Annotated in this window: 29 protein-coding genes and 2 pseudogenes; 13 read left to right on the top strand and 18 right to left on the bottom strand. The window is 62.0% G+C overall.

What is annotated here, in order from left to right:
• Positions 1–75: 75 nt before the first annotated feature.
• From gshA to V8683_RS04525, 3 genes are all read right to left on the bottom strand, one after another.
• Complete coding sequence (gshA, locus tag V8683_RS04535) at positions 76–1,365, bottom strand: glutamate--cysteine ligase (RefSeq protein WP_411187319.1); 1,290 nt, start codon at positions 1,363–1,365, stop codon at positions 76–78.
• Between the two features lie 316 nt (positions 1,366–1,681).
• Complete coding sequence (locus tag V8683_RS04530; RefSeq protein WP_411187321.1) at positions 1,682–3,175, bottom strand: ammonium transporter; 1,494 nt, start codon at positions 3,173–3,175, stop codon at positions 1,682–1,684.
• A 28-nt stretch (positions 3,176–3,203) separates the two neighbouring features.
• Positions 3,204–3,542, bottom strand: a complete 339-nt coding sequence (locus V8683_RS04525) for a P-II family nitrogen regulator (protein ID WP_027795982.1) — start codon at positions 3,540–3,542, stop codon at positions 3,204–3,206.
• A gap of 522 nt (positions 3,543–4,064) precedes the next feature.
• Between V8683_RS04525 and V8683_RS04520 the strand changes: the two genes are divergently transcribed.
• Both V8683_RS04520 and V8683_RS04515 read left to right on the top strand, forming a co-directional pair.
• Positions 4,065–4,322 carry an accessory factor UbiK family protein gene (locus V8683_RS04520; RefSeq protein WP_027795983.1) on the top strand — a complete coding sequence of 86 codons (258 nt, stop codon included), beginning with the start codon at positions 4,065–4,067 and terminating at the stop codon, positions 4,320–4,322.
• A gap of 231 nt (positions 4,323–4,553) precedes the next feature.
• Positions 4,554–5,015, top strand: a pseudogene (locus V8683_RS04515) (ATP-binding protein); the annotation flags it as partial.
• Between the two features lie 214 nt (positions 5,016–5,229).
• Here V8683_RS04515 and V8683_RS04510 read toward each other — a convergent pair.
• On the bottom strand, positions 5,230–5,562 hold the full coding sequence (locus V8683_RS04510) for a helix-turn-helix domain-containing protein (RefSeq protein ID WP_411187324.1): 333 nt from the start codon (positions 5,560–5,562) through the stop codon (positions 5,230–5,232).
• Positions 5,563–5,865: 303 nt separating this feature from the next.
• Between V8683_RS04510 and V8683_RS04505 the strand changes: the two genes are divergently transcribed.
• The 4 genes from V8683_RS04505 to V8683_RS04490 all read left to right on the top strand — a co-directional run bounded on the left by V8683_RS04505 (position 5,866) and on the right by V8683_RS04490 (position 8,243).
• Positions 5,866–6,300 (top strand): hypothetical protein, encoded by a 435-nt coding sequence (locus V8683_RS04505; RefSeq protein ID WP_411187326.1) that lies wholly within the window; start codon positions 5,866–5,868, stop codon positions 6,298–6,300.
• A gap of 54 nt (positions 6,301–6,354) precedes the next feature.
• The gene (parS, locus tag V8683_RS04500; protein ID WP_411187328.1) at positions 6,355–7,062 is read left to right on the top strand and encodes a type II RES/Xre toxin-antitoxin system antitoxin; all 708 of its coding nucleotides are present in this window, start codon (positions 6,355–6,357) and stop codon (positions 7,060–7,062) included.
• A gap of 97 nt (positions 7,063–7,159) precedes the next feature.
• Positions 7,160–7,990, top strand: a complete 831-nt coding sequence (locus V8683_RS04495; RefSeq protein WP_411187330.1) for a metallophosphoesterase — start codon at positions 7,160–7,162, stop codon at positions 7,988–7,990.
• Between the two features lie 25 nt (positions 7,991–8,015).
• Positions 8,016–8,243 carry a hypothetical protein gene (locus tag V8683_RS04490; protein WP_411187332.1) on the top strand — a complete coding sequence of 76 codons (228 nt, stop codon included), beginning with the start codon at positions 8,016–8,018 and terminating at the stop codon, positions 8,241–8,243.
• A 169-nt stretch (positions 8,244–8,412) separates the two neighbouring features.
• Here the strand turns inward: V8683_RS04490 and V8683_RS04485 are convergent, their stop codons facing one another.
• The 5 genes and pseudogenes from V8683_RS04485 to V8683_RS04465 form a co-directional block, all read right to left on the bottom strand.
• Positions 8,413–8,754 (bottom strand): hypothetical protein, encoded by a 342-nt coding sequence (locus V8683_RS04485; protein WP_411187334.1) that lies wholly within the window; start codon positions 8,752–8,754, stop codon positions 8,413–8,415.
• A gap of 1,343 nt (positions 8,755–10,097) precedes the next feature.
• Positions 10,098–11,768: a phage integrase family protein gene (locus tag V8683_RS04480; protein ID WP_411187336.1), complete on the bottom strand. Its 1,671-nt coding sequence runs from the start codon at positions 11,766–11,768 to the stop codon at positions 10,098–10,100.
• 644 nt (positions 11,769–12,412) lie between these two features.
• Positions 12,413–12,685 carry a hypothetical protein gene (locus tag V8683_RS04475; protein ID WP_234775420.1) on the bottom strand — a complete coding sequence of 91 codons (273 nt, stop codon included), beginning with the start codon at positions 12,683–12,685 and terminating at the stop codon, positions 12,413–12,415.
• A gap of 15 nt (positions 12,686–12,700) precedes the next feature.
• A pseudogene (locus V8683_RS04470) lies at positions 12,701–13,377 on the bottom strand (MgtC/SapB family protein).
• A 170-nt stretch (positions 13,378–13,547) separates the two neighbouring features.
• A complete protein-coding gene (locus tag V8683_RS04465; RefSeq protein WP_234775421.1) occupies positions 13,548–13,757 on the bottom strand; it encodes a hypothetical protein in 210 nt (69 codons plus the stop codon).
• A gap of 282 nt (positions 13,758–14,039) precedes the next feature.
• Between V8683_RS04465 and phoU the strand changes: the two genes are divergently transcribed.
• Positions 14,040–14,747 carry a phosphate signaling complex protein PhoU gene (gene phoU / locus V8683_RS04460; protein ID WP_411187339.1) on the top strand — a complete coding sequence of 236 codons (708 nt, stop codon included), beginning with the start codon at positions 14,040–14,042 and terminating at the stop codon, positions 14,745–14,747.
• A gap of 698 nt (positions 14,748–15,445) precedes the next feature.
• Here phoU and V8683_RS04455 read toward each other — a convergent pair.
• From V8683_RS04455 to V8683_RS04430, 6 genes are all read right to left on the bottom strand, one after another.
• Positions 15,446–15,994, bottom strand: a complete 549-nt coding sequence (locus V8683_RS04455) for a hypothetical protein (RefSeq protein WP_234775423.1) — start codon at positions 15,992–15,994, stop codon at positions 15,446–15,448.
• A 122-nt stretch (positions 15,995–16,116) separates the two neighbouring features.
• Positions 16,117–16,359, bottom strand: coding sequence for a hypothetical protein (locus V8683_RS04450; RefSeq protein ID WP_411187341.1), 243 nt, complete (start codon positions 16,357–16,359; stop codon positions 16,117–16,119).
• A gap of 239 nt (positions 16,360–16,598) precedes the next feature.
• Complete coding sequence (locus V8683_RS04445; protein WP_411187343.1) at positions 16,599–16,907, bottom strand: hypothetical protein; 309 nt, start codon at positions 16,905–16,907, stop codon at positions 16,599–16,601.
• A 102-nt stretch (positions 16,908–17,009) separates the two neighbouring features.
• The gene (locus tag V8683_RS04440; protein ID WP_234775426.1) at positions 17,010–17,291 is read right to left on the bottom strand and encodes a hypothetical protein; all 282 of its coding nucleotides are present in this window, start codon (positions 17,289–17,291) and stop codon (positions 17,010–17,012) included.
• Between the two features lie 80 nt (positions 17,292–17,371).
• Positions 17,372–17,785, bottom strand: a complete 414-nt coding sequence (locus V8683_RS04435; RefSeq protein WP_411187345.1) for an Hsp20/alpha crystallin family protein — start codon at positions 17,783–17,785, stop codon at positions 17,372–17,374.
• A 41-nt stretch (positions 17,786–17,826) separates the two neighbouring features.
• Positions 17,827–18,267, bottom strand: a complete 441-nt coding sequence (locus V8683_RS04430) for an Hsp20/alpha crystallin family protein (protein ID WP_411187347.1) — start codon at positions 18,265–18,267, stop codon at positions 17,827–17,829.
• Between the two features lie 196 nt (positions 18,268–18,463).
• Between V8683_RS04430 and V8683_RS04425 the strand changes: the two genes are divergently transcribed.
• The 6 genes from V8683_RS04425 (at position 18,464) to V8683_RS04400 (ending at position 22,586) form a co-directional block, all read left to right on the top strand.
• Positions 18,464–19,102: a diguanylate cyclase gene (locus V8683_RS04425; RefSeq protein WP_411187349.1), complete on the top strand. Its 639-nt coding sequence runs from the start codon at positions 18,464–18,466 to the stop codon at positions 19,100–19,102.
• Between the two features lie 164 nt (positions 19,103–19,266).
• Positions 19,267–19,584 (top strand): co-chaperone GroES, encoded by a 318-nt coding sequence (locus V8683_RS04420; protein ID WP_234775430.1) that lies wholly within the window; start codon positions 19,267–19,269, stop codon positions 19,582–19,584.
• 75 nt (positions 19,585–19,659) lie between these two features.
• Entirely contained in the window at positions 19,660–21,282 is a 1,623-nt protein-coding gene (gene groL, locus V8683_RS04415) for a chaperonin GroEL (protein WP_411187351.1), read from the top strand.
• A gap of 109 nt (positions 21,283–21,391) precedes the next feature.
• Positions 21,392–21,646, top strand: a complete 255-nt coding sequence (locus V8683_RS04410) for a hypothetical protein (RefSeq protein ID WP_368700003.1) — start codon at positions 21,392–21,394, stop codon at positions 21,644–21,646.
• 93 nt (positions 21,647–21,739) lie between these two features.
• Complete coding sequence (locus V8683_RS04405; RefSeq protein WP_411187353.1) at positions 21,740–22,135, top strand: hypothetical protein; 396 nt, start codon at positions 21,740–21,742, stop codon at positions 22,133–22,135.
• A gap of 253 nt (positions 22,136–22,388) precedes the next feature.
• Positions 22,389–22,586, top strand: coding sequence for a hypothetical protein (locus tag V8683_RS04400; protein WP_411187355.1), 198 nt, complete (start codon positions 22,389–22,391; stop codon positions 22,584–22,586).
• 5 nt (positions 22,587–22,591) lie between these two features.
• Here the strand turns inward: V8683_RS04400 and V8683_RS04395 are convergent, their stop codons facing one another.
• Genes V8683_RS04395 through V8683_RS04385 form a run of 3 tightly spaced genes read right to left on the bottom strand, consistent with a single transcriptional unit; the run spans position 22,592 to position 25,082 of the window.
• Positions 22,592–23,806, bottom strand: coding sequence for a DUF3396 domain-containing protein (locus tag V8683_RS04395; protein WP_411187357.1), 1,215 nt, complete (start codon positions 23,804–23,806; stop codon positions 22,592–22,594).
• 14 nt (positions 23,807–23,820) lie between these two features.
• Positions 23,821–24,561, bottom strand: a complete 741-nt coding sequence (locus V8683_RS04390; RefSeq protein WP_411187359.1) for a VRR-NUC domain-containing protein — start codon at positions 24,559–24,561, stop codon at positions 23,821–23,823.
• Positions 24,558–25,082: a PAAR domain-containing protein gene (locus tag V8683_RS04385; protein ID WP_411187361.1), complete on the bottom strand. Its 525-nt coding sequence runs from the start codon at positions 25,080–25,082 to the stop codon at positions 24,558–24,560. The genes V8683_RS04390 and V8683_RS04385 overlap by 4 nt, the downstream gene beginning before the upstream one ends.
• Positions 25,083–25,110: the final 28 nt, after the last annotated feature.

The raw sequence follows: 25,110 nt of genomic DNA, 5'->3' as shown, positions 1-25,110 counted from the left end.
ATCCGCGCAAAAGCACAAGAGCGGGCACAAGGGCGAACGCCAAAGCGGACGCAAAGCCCGCCGGCTTCACACCTGTCACACCTGGATCGCCTCGGGGTCGGTCTTCTCCAGCTCGACCGACGCCGCGAGCAGCCCGAGGCGCGCCACCACGCCGTACATGTAGAAGCGGTTCGGCGGCGCCGCGCCCGGCTTCGCGCGCGTGTCGGGCAGCGCCGTGTGCTCGAAGCCTAGCGGCACGTAGTGCATGCCCGGCGCGTTCAGATTCTGGTCGCGCTCGCGGCTGCCGTGCGCGCGGTAGAAGCCGCCCACCACGTAGCGGTCGATCATGTAGACCACCGGCTCGGCCACTTCGTCGCCGATGCGCTCGAACGTATAAACGCCTTCCTGCACGATCACGTCGTGCACTTCGAGGCCGTCCTTCGTCGCCGACATCTTCGCACGTTCGCGCCTCGTGAGCGCGGCGACCTCGGAGGCGTCGTGCACCGTCATCACGCCGCGCCCGTCGGTGCCCGCATCGGACTTGATGACGACGTAAGGCTTTTCGGTGATGCCGTACTCGCGATACTTCTTCGCGATCTTCTTGAGCACGGCGTCGATGGCCGTGGCCAGCGCCTCCTCGCCGATACGCGCCTCGAAGTCCACGCCTTCCACGTGCGCGAAGTACGGATTGATCATCCACGGATCGACGCCCACCATCTTCGCGAACTTCTTCGCGACGTCGTCATAGCACGAGAAGTGGGTCGACTTGCGACGCACCGCCCAGCCCGCATGCAGCGGCGGCAACACATATTGCTCGTGCAGGTTCTCCAGCACGGGCGGAATGCCGGCCGAAAGATCGTTGTTCAGAAGAATCGAGCACGGGTCGAAGTTCTTCAGGCCCACGCGGCGCGCCGTACGCTCGAGCGGCTCCACGACGATCTTCTGGCCGTCCGCGAGCGGGATCGTGACCGGCCCGGCGATGTTTTCGTCCAGCGTGCCGAAGCGCACGTTCAGGCCCGCCTGGCGCATGATCGTCGCAAGCCGCGCGACGTTCTCCAGATAGAACGCGTTGCGCGTGTGCTGCTCGGGAATCACGAGCAGGTTCTTCGCGTCGGGACAGATTTTCTCGATCGCGGCCATCGCGGCCTGCACGGCGAGCGGCAGCACTTCCTCCGGCAGGCAGTTGAACGCGCCGGGGAAGAGATTGGTGTCGACCGGCGCGAGCTTGAAGCCGGCGTTGCGCAGGTCCACCGAGCAATAGAACGGCGGCGTGTGCTCCTGCCATTCGAGGCGGAACCAGCGTTCGATGGCCGGCGTCGCGTCGAGGATGCGCTGCTCCAGCTCGAGGAGCGGCCCGTTCAACGCCGTAACCAGATGCGGGACCATAAAGTCGTACTCGCGGACTAAGAAATTGCAGGAAAAAAATTGCAGGGAAAGCGGGAGTCTATCTGGGGACGATTCTGCACGATGCAAGATGGCTTATCCCTTACGCGGCGCAGGGTTAATCGGCATGCCCCGGCCGGTCGTCGCCCTCGCGCCCGCCATTCCATTCTGGACCGCGCGAGCCCGCGCGCGCAATGGGTGCACCCGCCCCAAAAAGAAAAAGGCCCGCCGGAAAGGCGGGCCGAACTCGCTGCGCTGATTGCAGACTGCTATACCCCGTAGGAGACGCCCCCGGCGTGGCCGGAAGCGTTCTTGATCGTTATTCGACGCGCTCACCGTGGAGGATCACGTCGAGGCCTTCGCGCTCTTCTTCTTCCGTGACGCGCAGGCCCATCACCATGTCGATGACCTTCAGCAGGACGAAGCTCACCACGCCGCTGTAGATCAGCGTCGTGAGGACGCCCTTGCATTGCAGGAGGACGCTGGCATCCTGCCCGCTGATGTCCTTGACCGCGAACACGCCGGTCAGGATCGCGCCGATGATGCCGCCGATACCGTGCACGCCGAAGGCGTCGAGCGAATCGTCATAGCCGAACTTGTGCTTGAGCCACGTGGCCGACCAGAAGCAGACCACGCCTGCCACGACACCGATCACGATCGCACCCATCACGCCGACGAAACCCGAAGCCGGCGTAACCGCAACGAGACCCGCGACGGCGCCCGAGGCAATGCCGAGCACCGAAGGCTTGCCCTTGGCGATCCACTCCGCGAACATCCAGCCGAGCGCCGCGCAGGCGGTGGCGACTTGCGTCGTGAGCATCGCGAAACCGGCACGGCCGTCAGCGGCGACCGCCGAACCCGCGTTGAAGCCGAACCAGCCCACCCACAGCATGGCCGCGCCCATCAGCGTGAGGACGAGGTTGTGCGGCGCCATCACTTCGCGGCCGTAGCCGATACGCTTGCCGAGCACGAGGCAGCACACGAGACCGGCGATACCGGCGTTGATGTGCACCACCGTGCCGCCTGCGAAGTCGAGGATGCCGGCGGCTGCGAGCCAGCCGGTCGGTTCCCAGACCATGTGCGCGATCGGCGAGTAGACGATGATCGACCACAGCGACATGAACACGAGCATGGCCGAGAACTTCATGCGGTCGGCGAACGCGCCCGTGATCAGCGCCGGCGTGATGATCGCGAACGTCATCTGATAGACGAAGTACACGGTCTCCGGAATGGTCGGCGCGAGGTGGCTCACGGTCAGCGTCACGCCCTTGTCGCCGTGGATGTAGTTCATGCCGGCGAGGAAGACGCGCGAGAAGCCGCCGATGAACGCGCCGCCCGGCGTGAAGGCGAGGGAGTAGCCCACCACAGTCCAGATCACCGTGACGACGCAGGTGATCGCGAAGCTCTGCATGAGCGTCGCGAGCACGTTCTTCTTGCGGACCATGCCGCCGTAGAAGAGCGCGAGACCCGGGATCGTCATGAACAGCACGAGCGCCGTGGAGGTCAGCATCCACGCGGTGTCGCCGGAGTTGATCTTCGACGCGTCGACGGAGAACGGCGCCGTCGGAGCGGCCGGCGCCGCAGCGGCGGCCGAAGCGTCGGCGGGGGCGCTGGCCGCGGTGGTGGCCGACGCGGCGGCGGCAGGTGCCGAGGCCGCCGGAGCCGCCGCAGCGGCGGAAGCGTCCGGAGCGGACGCGACGGCGGCTGGCGCCGAAGCGGCTGCCGGCGCGGAGGCGTCGTCCGCCAGCGCGGCGCCGACGCCGCCAGCCAGCAGCGAGCCGGCCATCAGCAAGGACATCAAAAGTTTGCGCATCTCGGTTTCCTCTTGTCTCTCTCTAATGTCACAGCGCGTCTGCGCCGGTCTCGCCGGTGCGGATGCGGATCACTTGCTCGATCGGCGTCACGAAGATCTTGCCGTCGCCGATCTTGCCGGTGCGGGCGGCGCGCTCGATCGCCTCGATGGCCTGCTCGACGATGTCGTCCGAAACGGCGGCCTCGATCTTCACCTTCGGCAGAAAGTCGACGACGTACTCCGCGCCGCGATACAGCTCCGTATGGCCCTTCTGGCGACCAAACCCCTTCACCTCGGTCACGGTGATCCCCGAGACGCCTATGGCCGACAACGCCTCGCGCGCCTCATCGAGCTTGAACGGCTTGATGATTGCTGTAATGAGTTTCATGTAGTCCTCGCTGTGGTTGCTCCAATCCCTTGTTCGCATATGCAACGGGCGCCGGGCGGGCGGGTCACGCGCAGCCGGCGCACCGCAAGCCAACCGCTGTTCGGTGCGCGGGGCAGTATTAGCAACACCCGTGCCAATCCGGATGCAGCCGCTTCCGGCGACTTCGTGGCAGGAATCGCGCAAGACGGGGACAATGCCGGTCCGCGGGGCCGACAGGCCCGGTACGCGGGCCCTGGCCGGACGGCCAACGTGGCGTGCGCGCGGTGGCGAGGGGTCCGGAACGTTGCTAGAGTGTCTTCAGGCTGTGCGGCTGCAAAGGCCATTCAACAGGCCGCGGCGCAATACCAGGACGTTCGTGCGAGGGCGCCCGGGTCGCCGCGCGAAACCACCTGCAACGGCACGCACCAGATGCGTTCATGGACGCAGGCGGCAGCAGGCCGGCGCACCAAGATCGCTCATGACCGGATGCCAGGCACAGGTGAAACGAAATCTGCACAGGTTTTGTGCAAAGAGGGGAATCAAATGAAACAACCGAACGACGTATTCAACGATCTGCAGAGCCGCGTGAGCGAGCTACTCAAGAACTCGCCCGCGCGCGATGTCGAACGCAATGTGCGCGCGATGCTTTCGCAAGGCTTTTCGAAGCTGGAACTCGTGACGCGCGAGGAATTCGACGCGCAGACGCAGGTGCTCGTGCGCACGCGCCAGCGCCTCGAAGAACTGGAGCGCCGCGTGGCCGAACTGGAGCAGAAGCTGCCCGTCACTGGCCAGTCATCCTGAACATCGGATGCGCGCACTCACTGCAAGCGAGCCGTAGCATGGCCGCAATGGAACCGTAAAGGGGCGCAAGCCTCACCGCCTGGCGCATGCGGGACCTGACTGCTCGCGGCGCCGTCTTTCGGAGAATCCCATGTCGCTTGCCGTGGTGCGTAGCCGCGCGCCGGCTGCTGGCCGCGCGCCGGAAGTCACCGTCGAAGTCCATCTCGCCAACGGCTTGCCGTCGTTTTCGACGTGTTCGGCGCCGCCGACCTGCGCTCGCTGTGCGCGCATCTCGCGGGCGAGGAAGGCGCGCGGCTTGCGCCCGTACGCGCGAGTCTCCCCGGTGCGGACGGCCATGCCGCGCCGCCTCCCGACATGGCGGACGTGATCGGCCAGCGGGGCGCGCGACGGGCGCTCGAAGTCGCGGCCGCGGGCGGGCATCATCTGTTGATGGTCGGGCCGCCGGGTGCGGGGAAATCGATGCTGGCGGCGCGCCTGCCCGGCCTGCTGCCGCCGATGACCGACGCGGAAGCCCTTGCCTCGGCCGCACTGCTCTCGGCGAGCCCGGTCGGCTTCTCGCCGCAGCAGTGGCGGCAGCGGCCGTTTCGTGCCCCGCACCACTCGTCGAGCGCGGCGGCGCTGGTAGGCGGGCGCAACCCGCCGCAGCCCGGCGAAATCACGCTCGCGCATCTGGGCGTGCTGTTTCTCGACGAGCCTTTGTTTAGGTGTTTGGATGTTGTATGTCTTTCGCTCCGGAGGGGTGTGGGGAGGACATGATTAACTTTATCCACAGCGGTCTCAAGCCCTGTCAATTCCTCTTGTGCCATCTCCTGAGCGCCGGCCGACATCGTAACGCCAAGAGCAACGGTAGGATCGCGACCGTCAGGCCAAGTAAAGGTCCAATTTATCGCGCCATCTAGGGACTCGGCTACTCCTGGAAATCGGGCTTCGTCCTTCGGGCTCGTTGCCGCAATGCTCTAACGCGCGTCCCTTTCGTCTTTCCTTGGGTCGCCGCTAGCCGGCGCTCAACGTCGAGGAGCAGGTCACTCGCGGAGCAGCCTAGTCCCGAGGCAAGCAAAAACAGCATGGTTAGTGTTGGCTGGTGCTGACCCAGTTCAAGCATGCTGACATAATTTCGACGAATATCGGCTTCGAAGGCGAGTTGTTCCTGTGTCAGGTCCGCCTGCAGCCGACGTTCTCGCAATACCGCTCCGAAGACCTTAACCGCTTCCAAGTCCCACTCCCAGTGAAATGGGAGCACTCTCGGTTTAACACATGCGCCTGTCTTCCCAGTACACTGGGAGTTATCGGTGTCGTTGGATTTGCACTGCCATATGCCGCCTTAGTCATAGCGTGATCGCAGAGATTGAAAAAGACGGCCCGGAAACTTGTTGGTAAACGGCTAAACGGGGCACGAGACCCGGATGCAGGTCCCGACGCTACGTAGCACCGTGAATCGATCAGTCGGAATTGGAGCACTAGTGGACTGGCCCAGCGCGACCCCCGTTCGCGAGCCACTAACTAGGTTCTATTGGAATTGCGTGGCTCAGTCCAAGGAGCATTGATGCTAGTGACAAATCCAAACTGGATGGATCTTAAACCTGCTAAACGGCTGCCCTCCGAATCGCTTCAGCCGTGGCGGTACGTGTTGTGGACAGACGATACGCCCAACTTTTGCCTAACCCTGTCGCACGGCCTACGTAAAACTGGCGACATGCCAGACGGTGTGCTGGCAGCGGGGCCTGAAGCATTGCTGGATGCGATTGAAGAATTTGGATATCGAGACATCACCGTCTATGTGCTCGACTACGAGTCGAATCAAAGCGCAGTGCGGTTGTGTCGGGTTACCGGTATCTGGCGGGAGCGTGACCTCGCTGGTGGTATCTCCGGTTTCTGGTACTCCACCGATTCAGGCGAACTAAAACCGTGTTTCCGCCCCCACTCGGTTCCGGTCACCAAATTGGAGAGGGTTATCGAGTTGGCTGCTGGCAGGCGCTAATCCGTTACCGGCTGCTCGTCTCTACGGAGCGCGCGCGAGGAAAAGAAGGTATCAATGTCACTGGTGGCAAAGGCAAACTCGCAGAAGACCGGTGCCGCAAAATCTTGCGTTAGCGTCTCGATTGCGGCACACGGGCTCGGCGCGACCCATCGTCACCCGTCCATTCTGGAGCGCGACAAGTGGCACAACGGAGATGTTGGGATGGTCCCTGATGCAGCCGCTAACGAGCGGCCATCCAGCACACACGTCGCAATATCTCTTCTAGAGTTTCTGCGAGCATTCTGTGCGATGCTGGCAGACGTACTTCAAGGTGAGGATTCCACCCATCAACCGGTGACGGCCACTGGCGACGGCACCGAATTCAAAATCGGCAAAGTCGCCAACATCACATCACTCGCCACTCACGACGTCGTCATGAAAGGGCTTCCTATATCAGTTGCATACGAAATGATGCGTGCCTTCAAGACAGCCGACCGCAGAGCCCTGCTTTGTGCCATTGGCATGAGCGAACGCGCGCTCCAGCACGGCAGGAGGACAGACAGGCTGCTCGACAGCAATGCCAGCGACCGGCTGCTTCGCCTAGCCATCGTAACGGAGCAGGCAATCGATGTCTTCGGCTCGCAACAGGCAGCTGAACGCTGGCTCACCACGCCGGCAACTGGGCTGGGAATGCGAAAACCGATTGATCTGCTACAAAGCTCGGCGGGTTCGCAGCTCGTAACGACGGTGCTTGCGCGCATCGACCGCGGCGTTTATACATGACAGCCTTTTCGAACAGGGGTCGTGCTACCGATGGCATGTTAGTCGTCCAGGCTACTTATTTAATGCAAGCTAGGCTTACGCGGTAAGGGTGAAAGGAATGACAACCAACTCACACCATTCGCATGTCGTCGAGCGATACGCGCAGAATGCTTCGGGCCGCGACTTCGCTGTGGGCGACGTGCATGGTTGTTTCTCGCTACTCGACGCTGAGCTTGCCGCCCGCGGTTTCGATCCGTCGCGCGATCGACTGTTCAGTGTGGGCGATCTGATAGACCGCGGCGAGGAATCGCCGTCGGTTCTCGAAGCTATGCGCCGGCATCAGATCAAGGCTGTACGCGGCAATCACGAGCAGGGTATTCTTGACTGGCTTTCGCACAAAGAGCGGGCCTACGATGCAGATCGTATTAAAACTGTACGAGCGAATGCCGACAAAGGTATTGATGGCTGGGCTTACCAAGACAGTAGTACGAAATTTCTAATCCTCAATGGCGCAGAATGGTTTATCCGGTTGTATTGCTCCAGCGAAAAGGGGGCCGCCAATACTGTCAGGGATATAAGGTCCTATTTGGCATCGCTACCTTATGCGATCGAAATCGAGACTACTCATGGTAGGGTCGGCATCGTGCATGCAGATCCCCTTGTTCCTCAATGGGATAATCTGATCCGCATTCTAGAACATGGTCCATCCGATGCGGTGGAGCGCAATTCCATTCTAATCAACCGTCTACGCTGGCGACCCAATGCATGGGCCGCACCTATGGAAGACGTGTCGGCCGTAATCGTAGGGCACACACCGACCCGGGAAATAGCACAGCGCGGCAGCGTGATGAACATTGACACAGCCGCAGTCTACGGCAACAAATTGACGATACTTAACCTAGCCGAAATCCCGGAATATCTGGCGGCAGGGGAACGCGGCATCAGCTAGTCCAATGCGCATCCTGCAGCACACATTGAGCTTCAAAATCAATGAGGATGAAATGGCTTCAGAAAATCAAATCGACCTAGCGATTGCTCTTCGGAAAATTCATGAACTGGCTCTGTCTGATGGTGACTTGGGCTATGCGTACTGGTATCAGGTCGGCAGACTTCTACAGCATGCACGTGGTATGCAAGCGCAAATCGATTTACTCACCAAGGAGTTGGAGCTGTGTCGCACGATACATACCAAGACGGTGTGAAATGTTAAAAAACGCTATGGAATCGTCGATCAGCCGGCAAGCCGCCGCGCTTCGGTCAGACGCTATCGACCGGCCATAGAAGGTGCTTCGTGGCAGCCCAATCACTCTGCATCTTCCCGGGACGGAACGGGACGTGGAACATCGACGATTTCTCGGCAGGCAACAATCGTCAGAGTCCTTGGACCGGATAGTCAGAAATAGAACTCAAGTCGAAGCGCTTGATCGCGTCGACAAGTGATGCACCAAATTTCCTCAGCAATACGTCAGCGTCCTCATCGGTGGTCACAACCGGATATGCCGTAAAGCCAAGTATTGCCAGTGCCGCTGTGCGATGCCGTCCTTGCCTGAATGCAACGCCACCGTAGGACCCGTCGCGAACATCAGGCAACTCAAAAATACGGGTCTCCGGAATTTTTATGGTCCTCTCCAGTCTCGCCGGTACAGGAGAAAAGCATAGTGCTCCTCGTTCCAGCGCTTGATAGACAAGCTGCGGGTTAAGAATGACAATCACCGGCCTCTCACCGCACTCGTTATCGAGTTCCCATCCACCCTTTGGTTCATAGTGAACCGGCTTTTTGCATCTAATCATGATTTTCCGGGTACCATGCCGACGCGGTAATGGCAACTCGCGCCGACAGCGCGTCAGATAGAAAAATCGGGTTTGCCATCGTCGTATATGACGGAAATATTGTCACGATTCCTTATACGCATATGGGACTCATTTTTAATGATTGTGCAAGGCGCTTATCAGTCCCGGATCGTCGAATGCACCAGCTTCGACAATTTTCTGGTCGATCCAGGTTCCTGCGTCGGTACTCCGCTTCGCGCGAATGGCCAAGACATCGAGGATGGTCAGTTTTGCAAGAAAGAGAGAGAGCGCGCGGCAGAAAATCGTACTGCGACGCGAGGAACAGATTTAGGGCGGCGAGGACCCGCTCATCGATCACCGGAGGGCTATTCTCAAGCGTCCAGCCCAAGACGTCCTGTGGGTTCCAGCTGCATGTCCCGACAACGTCCGTCCACGCCGGGGACGGCGAGAGATGACCCGGGATTAGTGATGGGAGAGTACCGTCATAGGTTGCAATTGAGGAAACATCCGGTCCGTGGGCAGGAATGCGGAAGTTCGCACCCGCGTTCATCGAAACGACGGGAACCCGCGCGCGCAAGTCAGCGAGCAGATTTCGCGCTGGGGATCGAATAGGAGCCACTGTTTGATCACGAGCGCGCTCGCCGACCCGAATGAGATATGCGGTTCGCGATCAAGTAGCTTCGCGCTTCGGCCCAGCACCATTACGCGTCGGTCAGGGGGCGCCTCGAGCAACATGCCCGGCGTTGTCTCGAGGGGAACGTGCAACCAGTACAGATCGGGTCGTGACATATTGTTCTACGAAAAATACGCCAGTGGGCGGGTCATCCAGCCTGGTCGCGCGAACGCCTGCGAGCCGCCGATGGCGGCCAGGAGCCGCCAGGGACTCTGTTAGTTGGTGTGATTGTTCCCGATCGGATAGAGGTCCGCAAATTTCGTTAGACTTTCGCTCAGCGAAGTCGCGGTGGACCGCGTCGTCGAAAGCCTCGACGCCGGCAAAAAACGAGAAGCAGGAGAGGATACATCGTGCCCAGCCTCACTCTGGTTGCTGACTCACCGGACGAATGGAAAGAGACTGTACGATCCGAAGACGTCCGCCGAAGGAAAGATGTTCCGTTTTGCGAAGTAAAGTTGGAACTTCGCTGAATTCAGATGAATTCGCGCGATTCCGAAGAATTGTTTTCGTTAAAAATCAACCGGTTGCGAGATTCGCGAAGTAAAGATGAAGCTTTTCCGGGTCCGGATTGATGGCCATGTAGCCGCTATCGCTAGCGGCTGGGTACACCAAACGCCTGATCGAACTGTCTTGCCCGTTTGACCTCGTCGCCGTGCAGGTAGATCGACGTCGTTGAGATCGACGCGTGCCTTAGATTGTCGCGCACCATGATCAGTTCGGTTCCGCGCGCGAGCGCGAGTGAAGCGTGCGTGTGGCGCAGCCAATGGGGGCTCGCGCGCCGCAGCTTCTCCGCCATCGCAGGCCGCTCATCCCTGATCGTGTCGGCGACCAGTGCGAAGAAGCGTCGCAGCACGCGTCCGAGTCGCGTGATTTCGATCCCGGTGCCATCTTCCGCGAGGCTGGCCACGATCACCGTTGCCGGATCCCACCGTTCGCGCGTGACCGGCAACCGGCGTTGCACCAGATACTGATCCAGCGCCATACGCGCCAGCGTCGGGAGCGCGACCTTGCCCATCTTGCCACCCTTGCCGACGAGATGCAGCCAGTGATCACCATGCTCGTCAATGTGGATGTGTCCGAGCGTTGCGCCTGTCAATTCGCTGGCCCGCAGGCCGGTTGCGTATCCGAAATCCAGCAGGAACCGAAGCCGCTGGGCGGCCGCCTCGCTCCAGCCGTAGGACCATTCGAGGCCATCGGCGATCGTGCGGAGCAGCAGCCATTCGCCTTCAGTAAAGCCGCGGGTAACGTCGAGGCCCGCTTTCACGCTTCCTCGCACCTTGACGCCAGCGAACGGGTTCGCAAGGACGTAGCGCTGTTCGACCAGCCACCGGAACAGGGCTGCAAGTACGGTGAGTGCGTACGCAACGGAGCGCGTCGATAAAGGTCCGCTGAACGGTCGCCATTCCACGCTTTGTCGTGGCCGCGACGGCCCGACCCAGCGCTCGCGTGGTGTCGGCCGTCGCAGGAATGCCCGGTAGGCGATTGCGTCATCGGTGGTCAGCGAGGACAGCGCGCAGCCCCGCTCGACGATCGCCCACAGGATCAGGCGTTCCGCCTCCTTCCGGTAGGCGCGCTGCGTGGCGGTGGACTCGTGGAGGGACAGCCAGGATTGCACCGCCTCGTAGTCGTTCGACGCCTTGAGCAGGCATACGTGCCGTGGTGCGCGAAACTGTCCGTGCGAGCCGTCGACCTCGTGCGGCAGGCGCAGTTGTTCCCACGGGACGATCTGCCCTGAAGGGGCTGCCGCAACCAGCGCGCGCGCACGCTCGGTCAGCGCTGGATGGGCCGCAAAGAATGCTTCGACATGGCGTGCGCCTGCCGTGCCGAGTCCGGTGATCGTTGCCCACCAGCGCCGCCGGCGCGGAATCCGCACGGTCAGGTCTGCGAAGGTCCGGATTCCATGCGCCTGCAGGGCAACCACCACCCGCTGTGGCAACCACTGGTCAATTTCGTCGGCGATGTGCGGCTCCGGAGCCGGCAGGTTGCGCAATGTCTCGATCGTGTGCGCGACGATATCAGCCGACACTGCCGATCGCTCGTCGAATGTTTCTGCCAGGTCGGCCCGGTGACGACTCATCGCGAACGCGACCAGTGCGCGCCGGATACGCCCGAGCACGCCGCGCGCGGACATCCCCGGCGCCTTGCGGTCGCCCAGATATCGGGCGACGGCCGAGCGGGCGTCGAGCCCGGCATACCACGCGCGCAGCGCGGCCAGTTCGGCGTCGTCGGGGAACCCGGCGGGTTCGGTCTCGCGTATTTTCATGACCGCCAGTTTAGTCCAGATTTGATAGCGGACCGATAAGAAAAGTTATCAGTCTGGCTCGATTCCAGTCATCGGCCCTGCTTCCTCGCGGGCAGAACGATCGCTATCCCGGCTTCAATTGTCGGTCTTGGCCACCTGCATATGGCCGTGGACGACCCGTTGGCGACGTTCAGCAATAGAGGTCAGCGAGGGCAGGTTTCGTTGCTAAAGTGGACGCTGACGCGTCGCGCCTCATCGAACTAGCGAAAGCCGCGACACTTGTGAAGCCAAGCGGAGGGGGGCTATTCGTGGCGCCAGGGCATCGGCTTCATTTGCTGCAACGCCGGCTAGGCAAATTGAGTCGTTGCAGTTCTGCGGATCGCGCCCCGGCGCCGGTAAACACGCGGCCGTGAAGACCTGCGCTGATCGCTCCCCCTACATTTGATTCGATGTACTTATCAAAAATGGTCCGATGCGCTCACACCGAGGCGATCACGATAGCGAAGATACGCATCCGCTGCTGGTTTCGCGGCACCGAACTAGGCCGAAGCGTAAATCTGGTTACCGAAGAGTTCCGCCACTGCGGGATTAAGTGTGAACGTCGGTGGAAATCCGACAAAAAATGGCGGCGTCGTGGTTTTTCAGTCAGGCCTTGACCATTCAAATCAGTACCGGTCAAGGCTGAACAGATCATCGACAAGTTTGCACGCGGCGTTGTATCCACCCATGAGCGCGTCAGCCTCTGTTGCGAAGGGACGGCCGCGCGCTTCGCCAAAGCGCAAGGGTGAAAACACCGCTACGGTGCTCGCTGCGTGAAATATCCTGACGATAGCAACGTACCCTGGCCGCATTGGCTCGCGCCTGTTCGGTCCGATGCTGATGTCGGACTCAACAGAAATCTCGAGCGTAAAGCCTTCATAGTCGTAGCTTCGCGTCATGACCGTCTCCCCGCCTTATTTCTCGCGTCGACATTCGCGCACGCCCGACATGGCTTCGAGCCGCGTGCATATCGTCGAGAATTCGCTCGCGTTCACCCGCGACAAAGCAATCTGCACATCGTCGAGATCGGCGTCATCCTCCGACTGCTGGACGATGAACTGCTTGACGCGAACGCTCCCCGTGCCGAGTGCCTGATGGACGATATCCAGCGAGACACTGCCGCGCTCGACCAGCAGCTGTATGGTGCGCTGCTGACGCACGGAGATAAAGCGCCGCTCCAGCGGTTTCACACCGACCAGGATGATCATGATGATGACCGTCGCACCGATCGCGGCAGTGTACATGCCACCACCCACCGCCAGGCCGATACCCGCGACCGACCAGAGGCTCGCTGCCGTCGTCAAACCGCGCACGACTTCGCCACGAAGCAGTATCGACCCCGCGCCGAGAAAGCCAATACCGGAAACCACCTGGGCGGCGACCCGAGATGGATCGAGCACGACGTTCTTCTCGCCCAGCACGTCGGAAAACCGAATGCCGAAACGAGCATCATCATCGCGGCCCCAACGCAGACCAGCATGTGCGTGCGCAAGCCGGCCGCCCAGTTCAGTCGCTCGCGCTCGAAGCCGATCACGCTGCCGAGCAGCGCTGCTATCAACATGCGCGACAGAAGTTCGAGATTTTCGATCATCTTCCTGCCCCGATTCGCTGCCCGCGTTAGAAGCGGACGTTAGCCAAGGGTGGAATTGTGGTATTTGTCTGACAATTGCGGCGCGCGCGAATGGGTCAGTGCCATGTCGAACCCTGCGCCCTCCTGCCTTGGTGTTCCCGCCGGGCCTCCTGTTTGGCCGCGAGCACGGCTTACTTCGATTTCGGTGGCCGGCCGGTCTTGACCGGTTCGACCGCCTTGACGGCCGCAAGAAGACGTTTCGTCGGTGCAGATGCCAGCAGAAGCAGCCCTGCACGGACGAGCTCGCTCTTCTTCACGGGCCGGCCAGCATCGAGGCAGCGCTGCTTGAGTACCGCGAGCTGTTCGTAGTCCTCCCTGGGCATCGTGAAGGTGTCGCGCACAACCTTTTCCTGTTTGACATGCTCCCTGCGCCGGCGGACGGCGCGCGCAGAAGGCGCTTCAAAGGGTATTACCTTCCGGGCCTGTGGCTTGGCCGCCACACGTCGGGTTTGCTCAGTTTGGACCGACTTCCCGCTGGCCACTGCCTCGTTGGCACCGTCGTCCGGGGATACATGCGCTCGCTTGCCGCTTCTGTTCCTGGTAGCCATTGGCTTCATGATTTTTTCGGGTTTGAATAAACCGTACAAACAGTTTATCGTCTTTCTGGCAAGAGGGAGTTTTCTATGCCAGACAAACACATTTCCAGCCAGTTTGATGCCGACCTGGAACACCTGTCGTCGAGATTTTTCGAGATGGGTGGGCTGGTTGAGGCCCAATTGGCCGATGCGATGGACGCGCTCAGCCACTTCGACATGGGTCTGGTCGAGAAGGTGGTTGATGAGGAGCATCGACTCAATGCGATGGAAGTCGAAATCGATGCCGCGTGCAGCAACATCATTGCGCGGCGCCAGCCTATCGCATCCGATCTGCGTCAACTGTTGGCCTTCTCCAAGGGGATCAGCAATCTCGAGCGCGCAGGCGATGAAGCGCGCAAGATCGCAAAGCGGACGAGCAGAATCGCGAATGACGCTGCGGGCAGGAACATGAATATCGCGGAAATCCGGTCATCCGGCCAGATGGCGGGAACCATCTTCCACAACGCGCTTGCTGCATTCGCGCGGCTTGATACGGTTGAGGCAGCCCGGATCATGCGTGAGGATGAGGCGATCGACGAGCAGTACCGCGCATTCGTGCGCAAGCTGCCGACATTGATGGCGGAGAATCCCCGCATCATCTCTTCCGCGCTCGACTACGTGTCCATCGCGTCGGCCATCGAACGGATCGGCGACCATGCGAAGAACCTGGCAGAACTTGTCATCTATGTTGTCAAGGGTAAGGATGTCCGTCACATTTCGCGCGACCGACTTGAGCGCGAGGCCCTGGATGATTGAGAAGCGTACAGCAGTGGCGCGAGGCCCCAACAGTCGCATGCGTGACGTGCTGTATCCGGTTGTGAGCCTCATGAAGTGCGCAGTGAACAGCCAGTGTGTCGCGGGGGGAGTGCTATGAAAATGTCTCATAGATTGCAGTCCGATTCGGCCGGGCCGGTATGGGGGCTGCTTTTGGGGATGTTCCTGATGGTGGCTGGGATCGGCATCTGGATCTATGCGAAGTCATCGGGACCCTGCGATTCCCTTGATGAATCGCTCGCGATGGCTGCAATGCTTGTCGGCACCTTTCTGGCTGTCTACGCCGGCCGGGAAATCAGGCACAGACATCGATAGTTCCACGGTCGGCAGCCGGGGCAGCACACGCCAGGGATCATCGAGGCGTTAGAAGGGTAGCCGGAACCGAAAGCGTGCTGGCCACGACAAGGATGCCGGACGGTGCGCGATTTCGCGCGACGAGCGGGTTCCCGACATAGGATCGACCGACGTCCGAGGCGATCGCTGTCCGCTTTCGAATGTCTCTTGCCGAAGGTGAAGGCAACGTTCGAATGTCCATTCAACGTCCCGGAGGAGCGGCCGAAGATGGCCGTTCGACTGCCGCCCGCGATGCAGGCCAGTTTATTCCCGGATGGGAACGACGAGCCAACAGTTCACCTGGCCTAGGTGCCTTGTCCGCGTTGGCATTGCGGCATTACGTTGCCTTAAGTCGGTTCGCTGTTCCGTTGCTCCCCAGATCCCCAAATCTGCCAGTCGCGTTGGAGCGAACGACTTGACTGGCGAGGTACGTCGCGGCCGACCGGCAGCCCGATGGCCGAAAGAATGTATCGCGCCTGCGGGAAGCCACTTTCGGGGAAGCGCTCAAAAATTCGGTTGAACTCCTCGACAAGCGGACGCGCCCGCTCCGGCACGGGCGCGTCGGGCCCCAGCATCAAGGCCGTCTGTCCAAACTTGACAGGTCCAGCCTTGATCAAGGCACGCAGCCCCGAGTTCGCGCTGCCGCGCCCGAACAGCTCCATGCCGTATGCGCGGATCATGGCGCGCACGATCGCTTCAGCAGCGGGTGTGAGCGGCGGCATGGCCTCGACCAGGCGCAGGTGCGGTGAGCGCACATCCGGCGCGGTGAAACGTCCGATATCGTCGATGTCGGCTTGGAGACGCTGCACCGGCAGGTCAGCGCTGAAGAGCAGGAGCCGGATGCGTTCATAAAGCGCGTCTTCGTCGTCGGGATCGATGACTGCAATATCTGTCATTCTCTTTTCCTTGAGGTGGCTTGTGCCCAAACAGTTCCGGAAGCTCGGCGAAGCGGACCCGGATCGACCCTCGAGTCCGCCGTTGTTCACCCTGCGTCCGGACGGAAGTTGCTGCCTGGAGGCTAGGTCCGTCGGACATACCGGTCCGAAACAACCGAGCGTTGCTGGATCCATGCGACGGCAAGCTCCAGCGCTTCATCGCGTGCCTCCTGGGCGTTGGCAAAATCTCCATCGACACCGAGCGTGCGTATTTCGCCCGCCCGGTCGGTGACGATGGCCGTGGCTGTGTAACGGCCACTCCCGGCAGCGGTTACCACCGGCCGGACCTCGCAGCCGTGATACTCGATGACTTTGTCCGTTTGCATATGACACCTCCGGCTGAGCGTCGTGTCCGGAACATGTCCGGGCACGCGCAATTCGCGTCCAGTCTGTTCAGTGCAGCACCTGTCATTCCTCGACCTGCACGCCCGGGTCACCATCGATGGGACCGGACGCTGCCGCGACGACCTGTATCGCACCGAGGTTACCGCAGAGTTTCACGGTAACCTCGCGCCCACGCGTTACCGCGGAGATGACAAGCCAGGCGTTGTGATCGCACAACCATTCAGCCTGCATGTCCCGGCACCACGATATCGGTCGGTTGGCCGCCCGGCACGGGGGACGGCTCCGGCCTCTCCCCACCGCCGTTGCCGGCGGTCTTCTGGCTTCGACGTGTTGCGCCTCCCGGGTGGAGCGCGTCGAGGAATGTTCGGCCCTTTCCGGTCAGGTATGCGCGGCGTGCGCCCTCGCCGCAATGTTCCAGCATGACGAGCTGGCGTTCGAGCAGCGCGTCGAGCTCGGCGCGGTCCATGTCGAGCTGGTCCGGCGCCTGACGAACCAGCATCAGGGTCGCAAATTCGTGCGGACTGAGCATTTTCGTCTCCTGTAAGACATGGCCCCGAAAACAGGGGCACGGTGCAGAAAAAGGACACATAATGCTGGCCATACAAGTGCGCAGCCACGCAGCGCGGCGCGCTCACGCGAGGAAGCGCGGCGGCGAATCCGTGTCGTTGAGACAGCCCGCGTTGATGGCGCGTATCGCGTACTCGACCGTCTCCCGGTGCGCCTCGTCCGCGCTTGCCCAGTGCTGGGCGTAGCGCGGCAGATGCCAGTCCGTGACCGTGTGCTCCGCACGCCGGATGCGCACGATGGCCATGTACCTGTCTGGCCGGTCTGCCGGCAACGCGCAGTGCCGGACCGGAAACGCGAAGGTCTCGATCATGAAGCCCTTCCAGCTTTGGCTGCGTTCGTTGTCCATAACTACCTCCGCGTGGCGGGTCACGCGGCGCGGGCCCTGCGGACCACGCCGCATGACCGGACTTGCCCCTGTGCGTACGCCTAACCAACGCTCACCTCAATGCGTCGCGACTTTGCCTCCTCACGACGAGGAACGGTGAGCTTCAGGACGCCATCGCGCAACTGTGCGTCGATGCGCGAGGCGTCAAAATCCGGACTGAGCGTGAACGCCCGCCAGAAGTGCGGGTGGAGCACCTCGCCATGCTGCAGGCGCAGTCCTGATGGAGTCGGAATCACCGCCTCGGCCTCGATGTTCAGACTGCCGTCCTGCACGCGCACGTCGAGTTTTTCGCGCGGCACGCCCGGCAGGTCCGCATATAGTGTGATACCGCGGCTGTCCTCGAACACGTCGACGGCAGGTGCGACCCAGGTGCGCGGCTTCGCTGCCTGCGCACCCGCTCCGGGGGCAACCTCTGTGCCCGCCCGGCGGGTAGCCAGTTCGGTGCTGTCGTTCATGATGTCCTCCGTAGCTTTCTCATGCTTCATATCCATCAGGCTTACTGAACGGCGATGGCGCGTGGCTTCGACGCCCCGGGACGTCCGACGCTCACCGTCAGGCAACCGTTGACGTAGCGCGCACTGACCTTGTCGGGGTTCGCGCGCTGCGGCAGCTCGATCACGCGCCGGAATGCCCCCATGAAGCGTTCCCTGGCGTAGACGCGCGTCTCATCGTCCGCTTCAGGTCCGGGCGGCTTGCGTTCGCCACTGATCGTCAGCAACCCCTTGTCGATCGAGACGTCGATTGCTGCCGGATCGAGTCCTGGCGCGAACGCGACGATCACGACGCTGTCGTCGGTGCTGCCGAGGTTGACGGGGGGAACGGTTTCGCTGCGCGTGGCGCGCAGGCTTGCGGGAAAGCCCGCGAAGACGCTGGCCATCTGCCGTTGCAGGCGGTCGAATTCGCCCAGCAGATCGGTGCTGAAGAAAAGATCGCTCACGACTGGTTCCCTGAAACCGGGGGCCGCGCACGAAAGACGAACGGAACCACGCGCTCCAGTCCGCCTGTCCGTGAGAAACCCGCCGACAAACAAATCGAAACACGCAGCGCTTATCGCGACTGCCTGAGCGATGAATAAAATAGTGCAAGGAACGGAAATTTCAAGAGGCCCTGCAACATGTCAACCGGGAGGCTTCATGGACCTTTTCGACAGGCTTCAGCAGCAGATCGACACCGTGCGCCTGCCGCTCTTTGCCGTCACCGTCACGGCGGCGGCACAGGTGAATACGCCACTCATCGCAATCCTCCACTGGCATGGATTCCGGCGTGCGACGCCGCTTGTCCTGCCCGGCATTGAGATCCCGCCTCGACCGGTTCCGGGATCGGCCGTCCGGCTCGATGCACCGTGGCACAGCTTCGAGACCGTGGACGCCATGCTGCTGGACGCCGCCTGGCAATCCGGCGCGTGGGAGGTCGAGCGCGTTGAGCAGCGCGGCTGCAACGTGATCGGTGCAAGCGCGGCCGAGGCGCTCGCCTGCAGGCAGGCGTTCGGCGACTACGGAGAGGACGGGGCCCGCGACCGGCCGCTTCTCGATGACGATACCGATCGCGGCGAACTGATGCAGCTTGCCGCGCGCAGCGGCTATCTGCGCTGGCTCTTCCGCCCCGTCAAGGGCGGCCTGTGGGGCACGCTCAACGAACCGGATGACACCCTGGACGCCGACGGCGGACGCCGGCCACCGTGTCCGGTACCCCCTGCGCCCCGTCGCCCGGATGGGTGTGGCCGCACGGTTTATCGCCTCGGGACGGTCCGTCGCATCCTCCTGCCACGTTGAAACAATTTGTTACAAACAGACATTTTCACGCCCCTTGAAGGGTGCGATGGCCGCCTCTATTTCGCTTTCCGCCAGACATTGGCTCGGCTGCACGGAGGCTTTTCACGTGCCCCATATGCAGCCGGATTCTTATTGGTGATCCTTTAATCGCTCAGGAGATGGAAATGCAGATTCGTCCCCTCTACGACCGGGTTATCGTCAAGCGAATCGAAACGCAGCGGACGACAGCTTCGGGCATCGTGATTCCCGATTCAGCGGCAGAAAAACCAGAACAGGGCGAAGTCGTCGCCGTCGGCAGCGGCCGGCTGCTGCAGGATGGAACGCTGCGCGCGCTCCAGCTGAAGGTCGGTGACCAGGTGCTCTTCGGCAAATACGCAGGCCAGACCGTCAAGGTCGATGGCGAGGAACTGCTCGTCATGCGCGAGGAGGACGTCATGGGCGTTCTCGAAGCCGACGCGGCAACCGCCCGCAAGGCCGCCTGAATTCACAATCGCTCGCGGACGCCCGCCCGGTCGTTCGCGACGCGCTGAGTCAACGACTTTACCCGGAGCAACAACATGAGTGCAAAAGACGTCAAATTCCATGACAGCGCCCGCGCCCGTATCGTCAGGGGCGTGAACGTGCTCGCCGATGCCGTGAAGGTCACGCTCGGACCCAAAGGCCGCAACGTGCTGATCGAGCGCAGCTTCGGCGCGCCCACCATCACGAAGGATGGCGTGTCGGTCGCCAAGGAAATCGAGCTGAAGGACCGGTTCGAAAACATGGGTGCGCAGGTGGTCAAACAGGTTGCATCGAAAACCGCCGACGTGGCGGGCGACGGCACCACCACCGCCACCGTGCTTGCCCAGGCGATCGTGCAGGAAGGCATGAAACACGTCGCCGCGGGCATGAATCCGATGGATCTGAAGCGCGGTATCGACAAGGCGGTCGCGGCCGTGCTCGACGAACTGCGCAAGCTGTCCAAACCGATTTCGACGAACCGCGAAATCGCTCAGGTCGGTTCCATCTCGGCCAACTCCGACGAGGCAATCGGGAAAATCATTGCTGACGCGATGGAGAGAGTCGGCAAGGAAGGCGTCATCACGGTCGAGGACGGCAAGTCACTCGAGAACGAACTGGACGTGGTCGAGGGCATGCAGTTCGACCGCGGCTACGTGAGCCCCTACTTCATCAACGATCCCGACAGGCAGGCCGCATATCTCGACGACGCGCTGATCCTGCTGCACGACAAAAAGATCTCGAATATCCGGGACCTGCTCCCGGTCCTCGAAGCCACGTCCAAGGCAGGCAAGCCCCTGCTGATCGTCGCGGAAGACATCGACGGCGAAGCACTGGCTACGCTCGTGGTTAACGCGATGCGCGGCATCCTGAAGGTTGCCGCCGTCAAGGCGCCCGGCTTCGGCGATCGTCGCAAGGCCATGCTCGAGGACATCGCCATCCTCACGGGCGCGACCGTCATCTCGGAAGAGACCGGCAAGCAGTTGCAGAAGGCCACGCTCGAGGATCTCGGGTCTGCAAAACGCGTCGAGGTACGCAAGGACGACACCATCATCATCGACGGCGCGGGCGAGGAGAAGCGCATCCAGGAGCGCGTGCATTCGATTCGCCGGCAGATTGAGGACACGACGAGCGACTATGATCGCGAGAAGCTCCAGGAGCGTGTCGCGAAGCTCGCCGGCGGCGTGGCCGTGATCAGGGTCGGGGCGGCCACCGAGGTTGAGATGAAGGAGAAGAAGGACCGCGTCGACGACGCGCTGCACGCCACGCGTGCGGCGGTCGAGGAAGGCATCGTGCCGGGTGGTGGCGTCGCGCTCGTACGCGCGCGTTCGGCCGTGACGAGCCTGAAAGGCGTCAACAGTGATCAGGACGCGGGCATCCAGATCGTGCTGCGCGCACTCGAAGCGCCAATGCGCGTGATCGCCTCAAACGCGGGCGATGAGCCTTCGGTGGTCATCGCGAAGGTGCTCGAAGGCAAGGGCAACTTCGGCTACAACGCGGCCACCGGCGAATACGGCGATCTTGTCGAGGCGGGGGTGGTCGATCCCACCAAGGTCACGCGCACGGCTCTGCAGAACGCCGCATCGATCGCCGGGCTGATCCTGACGACGGATGCAACGGTGGCCGAAGCGCCGAAGGACGAAAAGCCGGCGCAGGCGAGCGCGCCGGAACTGGAGTACTGACCGCATCGGTTCCGCTCTGCACCGGTCGTCCAGCCCGGCCGGTGCATTTTCTTCGGCACTGTTCTTTCAGTCTTCTCGGGGGCAGTGCCGCTTTTTGCCCGAGACCGTCATGAAACTCGAACTTTTCATAGACTCAAGACCGCTCGACATCGAGATCGATGACGTCGTGGCGGGACTGCTGGCCGTGCGGCTTGACCTGCCGGCTGGCGCAGACAACCAGGATGCTCTCGCTCGCTATCTCAGCGAAAAGGGTGCGCCGTGGACTCTCGACGAGGAACACATGCGCAGGCGTATCCTTCGCCGCCTGATTCTGGATATCGCCGACCCGGCGCTCGTGATCCGCCATCTCATGGCTGAGGAATGAGCTGACCTGGCCAGGCAGGTCGATCGCGGATCGGGAGTGTGGCGACATAGCCCGCATCACGACCGTCTTGCTGTCCCCGCGGAATCAGACATCATGCCAGGCCATCCTCGTTCGCCCGCCCGCTCCTCGGTGAAACTTCCTGCCGGCGTGCTCGGCCGGGACTATCTCAAGTTCCTGCAGCTCTCGGTTGACGATGAGCTTGCCTCTAAGGGATTGTTCGCCGACGCAGCGCTACAGGACGCCATGTCTGCCGTCCGCAGCGGTTCAATGCGCGCGGCGCAGCCGGCGATGAAGGTCTTCTTTGATGGCTGCCAGTTCTGGCTTGCCAGTCATTTTCATCGCTATGAAGCGGCCCGACGTCTCGGCGCCCGTCACCAGGAATTCTGGTGTGAGATTCAACCCGGCCCGAAGGACCATGCCGTACGATATGCGTCGGGCCCCCCCGGCATGATGCGTTTCCGTAACGAGAGGTCCACCACCGGTGGCTGACCGCCATCCATCGCCTGGTTGAACCTGGCGCCGTCCTCGCCCCGAGACGGGCGCTGTTGATGTCCCCGATTCTGGAGGGACCGTTCTCCCGCCCGTGCCTGCAGTCAAACGGAGTCGAAGCCACGTTTGCCGGCTGGCGTCGGACGCCCGGTTTCATGTGGGTCGTACTGGATTCGAACCAGTGACCAACGGATTAAAAGTCCCTTTCATTGCGCGACTATAAGTGCCAATGCGTGACTATTCAAAAAGTTACATGCCGACGATCCACTTCACGGCCTTGTTAAACAACAACGCTGTTGAACTTCCGTTGAACCTGCATCCGATCATCCACCGCAATTGCAGGAGACGCACGCGCATCGTGATGGACATTCAGCAGGGCACCGAGTCGGCGCTCGGCCGACGGTTGAGCGTTTCTCGAAGCCCCGATCCGGTGGATCGCCGGGCGGAGTAGGCCAATCAGTCGGGCGAGTTGCCGTCGTATCCCATACCGTTCGGCGCGGCAACATCGGGAAGGCCCATCGCCTGCCGCAGACGCTTGATGTTTTCCGCGACGGCGGCTTTGCTGCTCGTGACCTTGGGGGTCGTGTGCAGTTCGCGCCAATAATCGTTGATGCTCTCCTTCGGCACGTCGAAACGCCGAAGCCATGCTTCGGAAGCAACGTTCGTGTTGAGCAGCGGCGCGGTACTGTCGAGGGTGCCGGACTGGATAATGTCCGTTTTTTCGGGGATGAGCGAGTGCAGCGCAGCGTTCAGCAGGACGTAGGCGGGGGGAGGCTCGGGCGGCTTGCCTGGTCCTGCGGAAATGCCCGATTCCGGCGCAGCACCGGCTTGGATGATCAAACCCCCATCCCCCAACGGCTGGCGCACGTACCACTCCGGCGGGAGCGGCAGCGAGGAGGCCCCACCGGCGGCGCGAACTAGGTCGGTGTCCAGCGCCACCATCCAGTCCACGGTCTTGATCCTACCGACCAGATCGACGGTGCCCACCGCCATCGGGTCACCGACGTCAATGCCCGGGCCATACCGACGGGCGAGGTAATACTCGCTGGCCTCGTTCGCTTCGCGCTCCATGGGTGGCAGATTCACCGCTAAACCCGCATGACCGTGCACGGTCGGCAGCGCTTCGGCGAACGCGGTGAACAACGCCTGAAACACGCCGGGCCGTTGCAGAAGAAAGGCACGCGGCACCGTGAAATCGAGCGCGTCCAGCCCGCGGTTGAGCTTCGATTGCCAGTCGGCGATCGTGAAGACGGCGAACTCGTAGAAGCCTGTCGCGAGTTTGTGATCCGCGCTGGTCATCGTGGCGACCAGCGCAACGTCGGCCGGCACGGACTTCGCCAGGCTCGCAAACCCCGGCGCTTTGTCGTACGTTACCGGCTGCTCGCCTTCGGTGTAGAACCAGCGCAGCGGCACGTCTTTGGACGGCTTTTGCCCAGCCGCAACTTCCAGGGCGTGCGTGTACTCGTCGATCGTCGCACGGTATTCCTCGAAGCATTTGACTAAGCCTTGCCGCACGGCCGGCGTGTGGCCGTTCCGGAAATACAGGACCCCACGGACCACGAGCGCGGCGCCGGTGATTCCTTTCCGGTACGCCGGTTCGTACACACCGAAGGGAAGCGTATCGGCGCGTCGGGGGTCATCGACCCAGGCTTTGATCTCGTCGTTCGTCATGGCAGGTCAGTCAATCAGGGAAGGGCCGGCAGCGGTGGCATCGTCGGTGGAGGCGGCAAGCCACCGCTCTGAGGGTGGCTACCACCGCCTCCGCCCAAAAGTTCGTCCATGTCCGACGACGATTGGGGCTGGGTCGACGTGGACGTCTTGCCGTCCATTTTGTCGTCGCCGCAGCCGCATTCGGCCGGGCCGATCCGCACAAACTTTGACCGATCGCCGGCGATGCGGATGTAGTCGCGCTGCTGATTCGGACCATAGTCATCAGGTGGAAACTTCATCTCCACGACCATGCGGAGATTTGGTTGCACGGGCGGTTGCGTCGGATCGTTCACGATCACAACGTCTGGCCGGCGCATGTTGCCGTCACCCGCCTTGTATGCTTTTCTCCCGCCAGGCCATGCGTCCTCGATCCATTGTCGCAGATTAGAGTGCGGGGCAAGCGGGTCGTCCGGGTCCGTGATCGGCGCAGGAGGCTCTTTGCGCATGTCGTACGATTGCTCTGGGCAGTATCCCGTCGGAGCGCCCGTCTCGATGCGTGACACTTCGTTCGCGGCGTTGAGGCGCATCTGAACGCAGCGTTGGCGCTGAATCCGTCCGTTCTTCGTCGCGACGCCGACGGCTTTGCATTTGCAAAGTACGGAGCACAACACCGCACGGTCCTTCGCCGACAGACGGCTGTTCAGACCAACTTGTGTGGTCTCACCGTCACCGGGCGCCATGCCACCGGACGAGGAGCCTGGGTCGTACCCGCTCATGCCCCGCCGCTCCCGGGATGGCTGAACGTGAGCGATGACGCTTGGTGGCTTTCGAGCCATCCCGTGAAACCGTTCGCGTCGGTCGTGCCCTGCACCACGCGTCCGTCCGTCGATCGGACGGTGTAAGGATGCCCCGCGACGGGTTGGCGCGTGATGTCGTCGAGGACCTGAAAACGTCCGCGCTGCGGCGTATCTTGGCTTGGTTGCGGCAGCACGTGCTTGCCGCCGCCGACGGAGCCGCTTGGCCCTGCGGTGGGCGACGCGGTCGCCGTGGACTGTGAGGCGATCAACGTCGCCCCACATGCAACCTTGTCTCCCTCTGAGGCCACAGGACGACCATCGAAGGTCATTCCGAGCGATTTGACATCGACGATGGGATAGATGCCCCCGCACTTGGGGCACGACGCCATGTCGCCCAAAAGGGCAAGAGGACGTCCGTCCACTAGGTTTGTCGCCGTACAGGCGAGAACGCGACCCCCATGCGAGGTGGAGTCGCCCTCACGTATGAATGCAAAACCCATGCTGCATAACCTCTCGTCGTTTTGTGGG

Source organism: Paraburkholderia sp. AV2 (genome assembly GCF_054968425.1).
The sequence above is the reverse complement of the archived record's forward strand: the minus strand, read 5'-3'. Positions and strand labels throughout refer to the sequence as shown.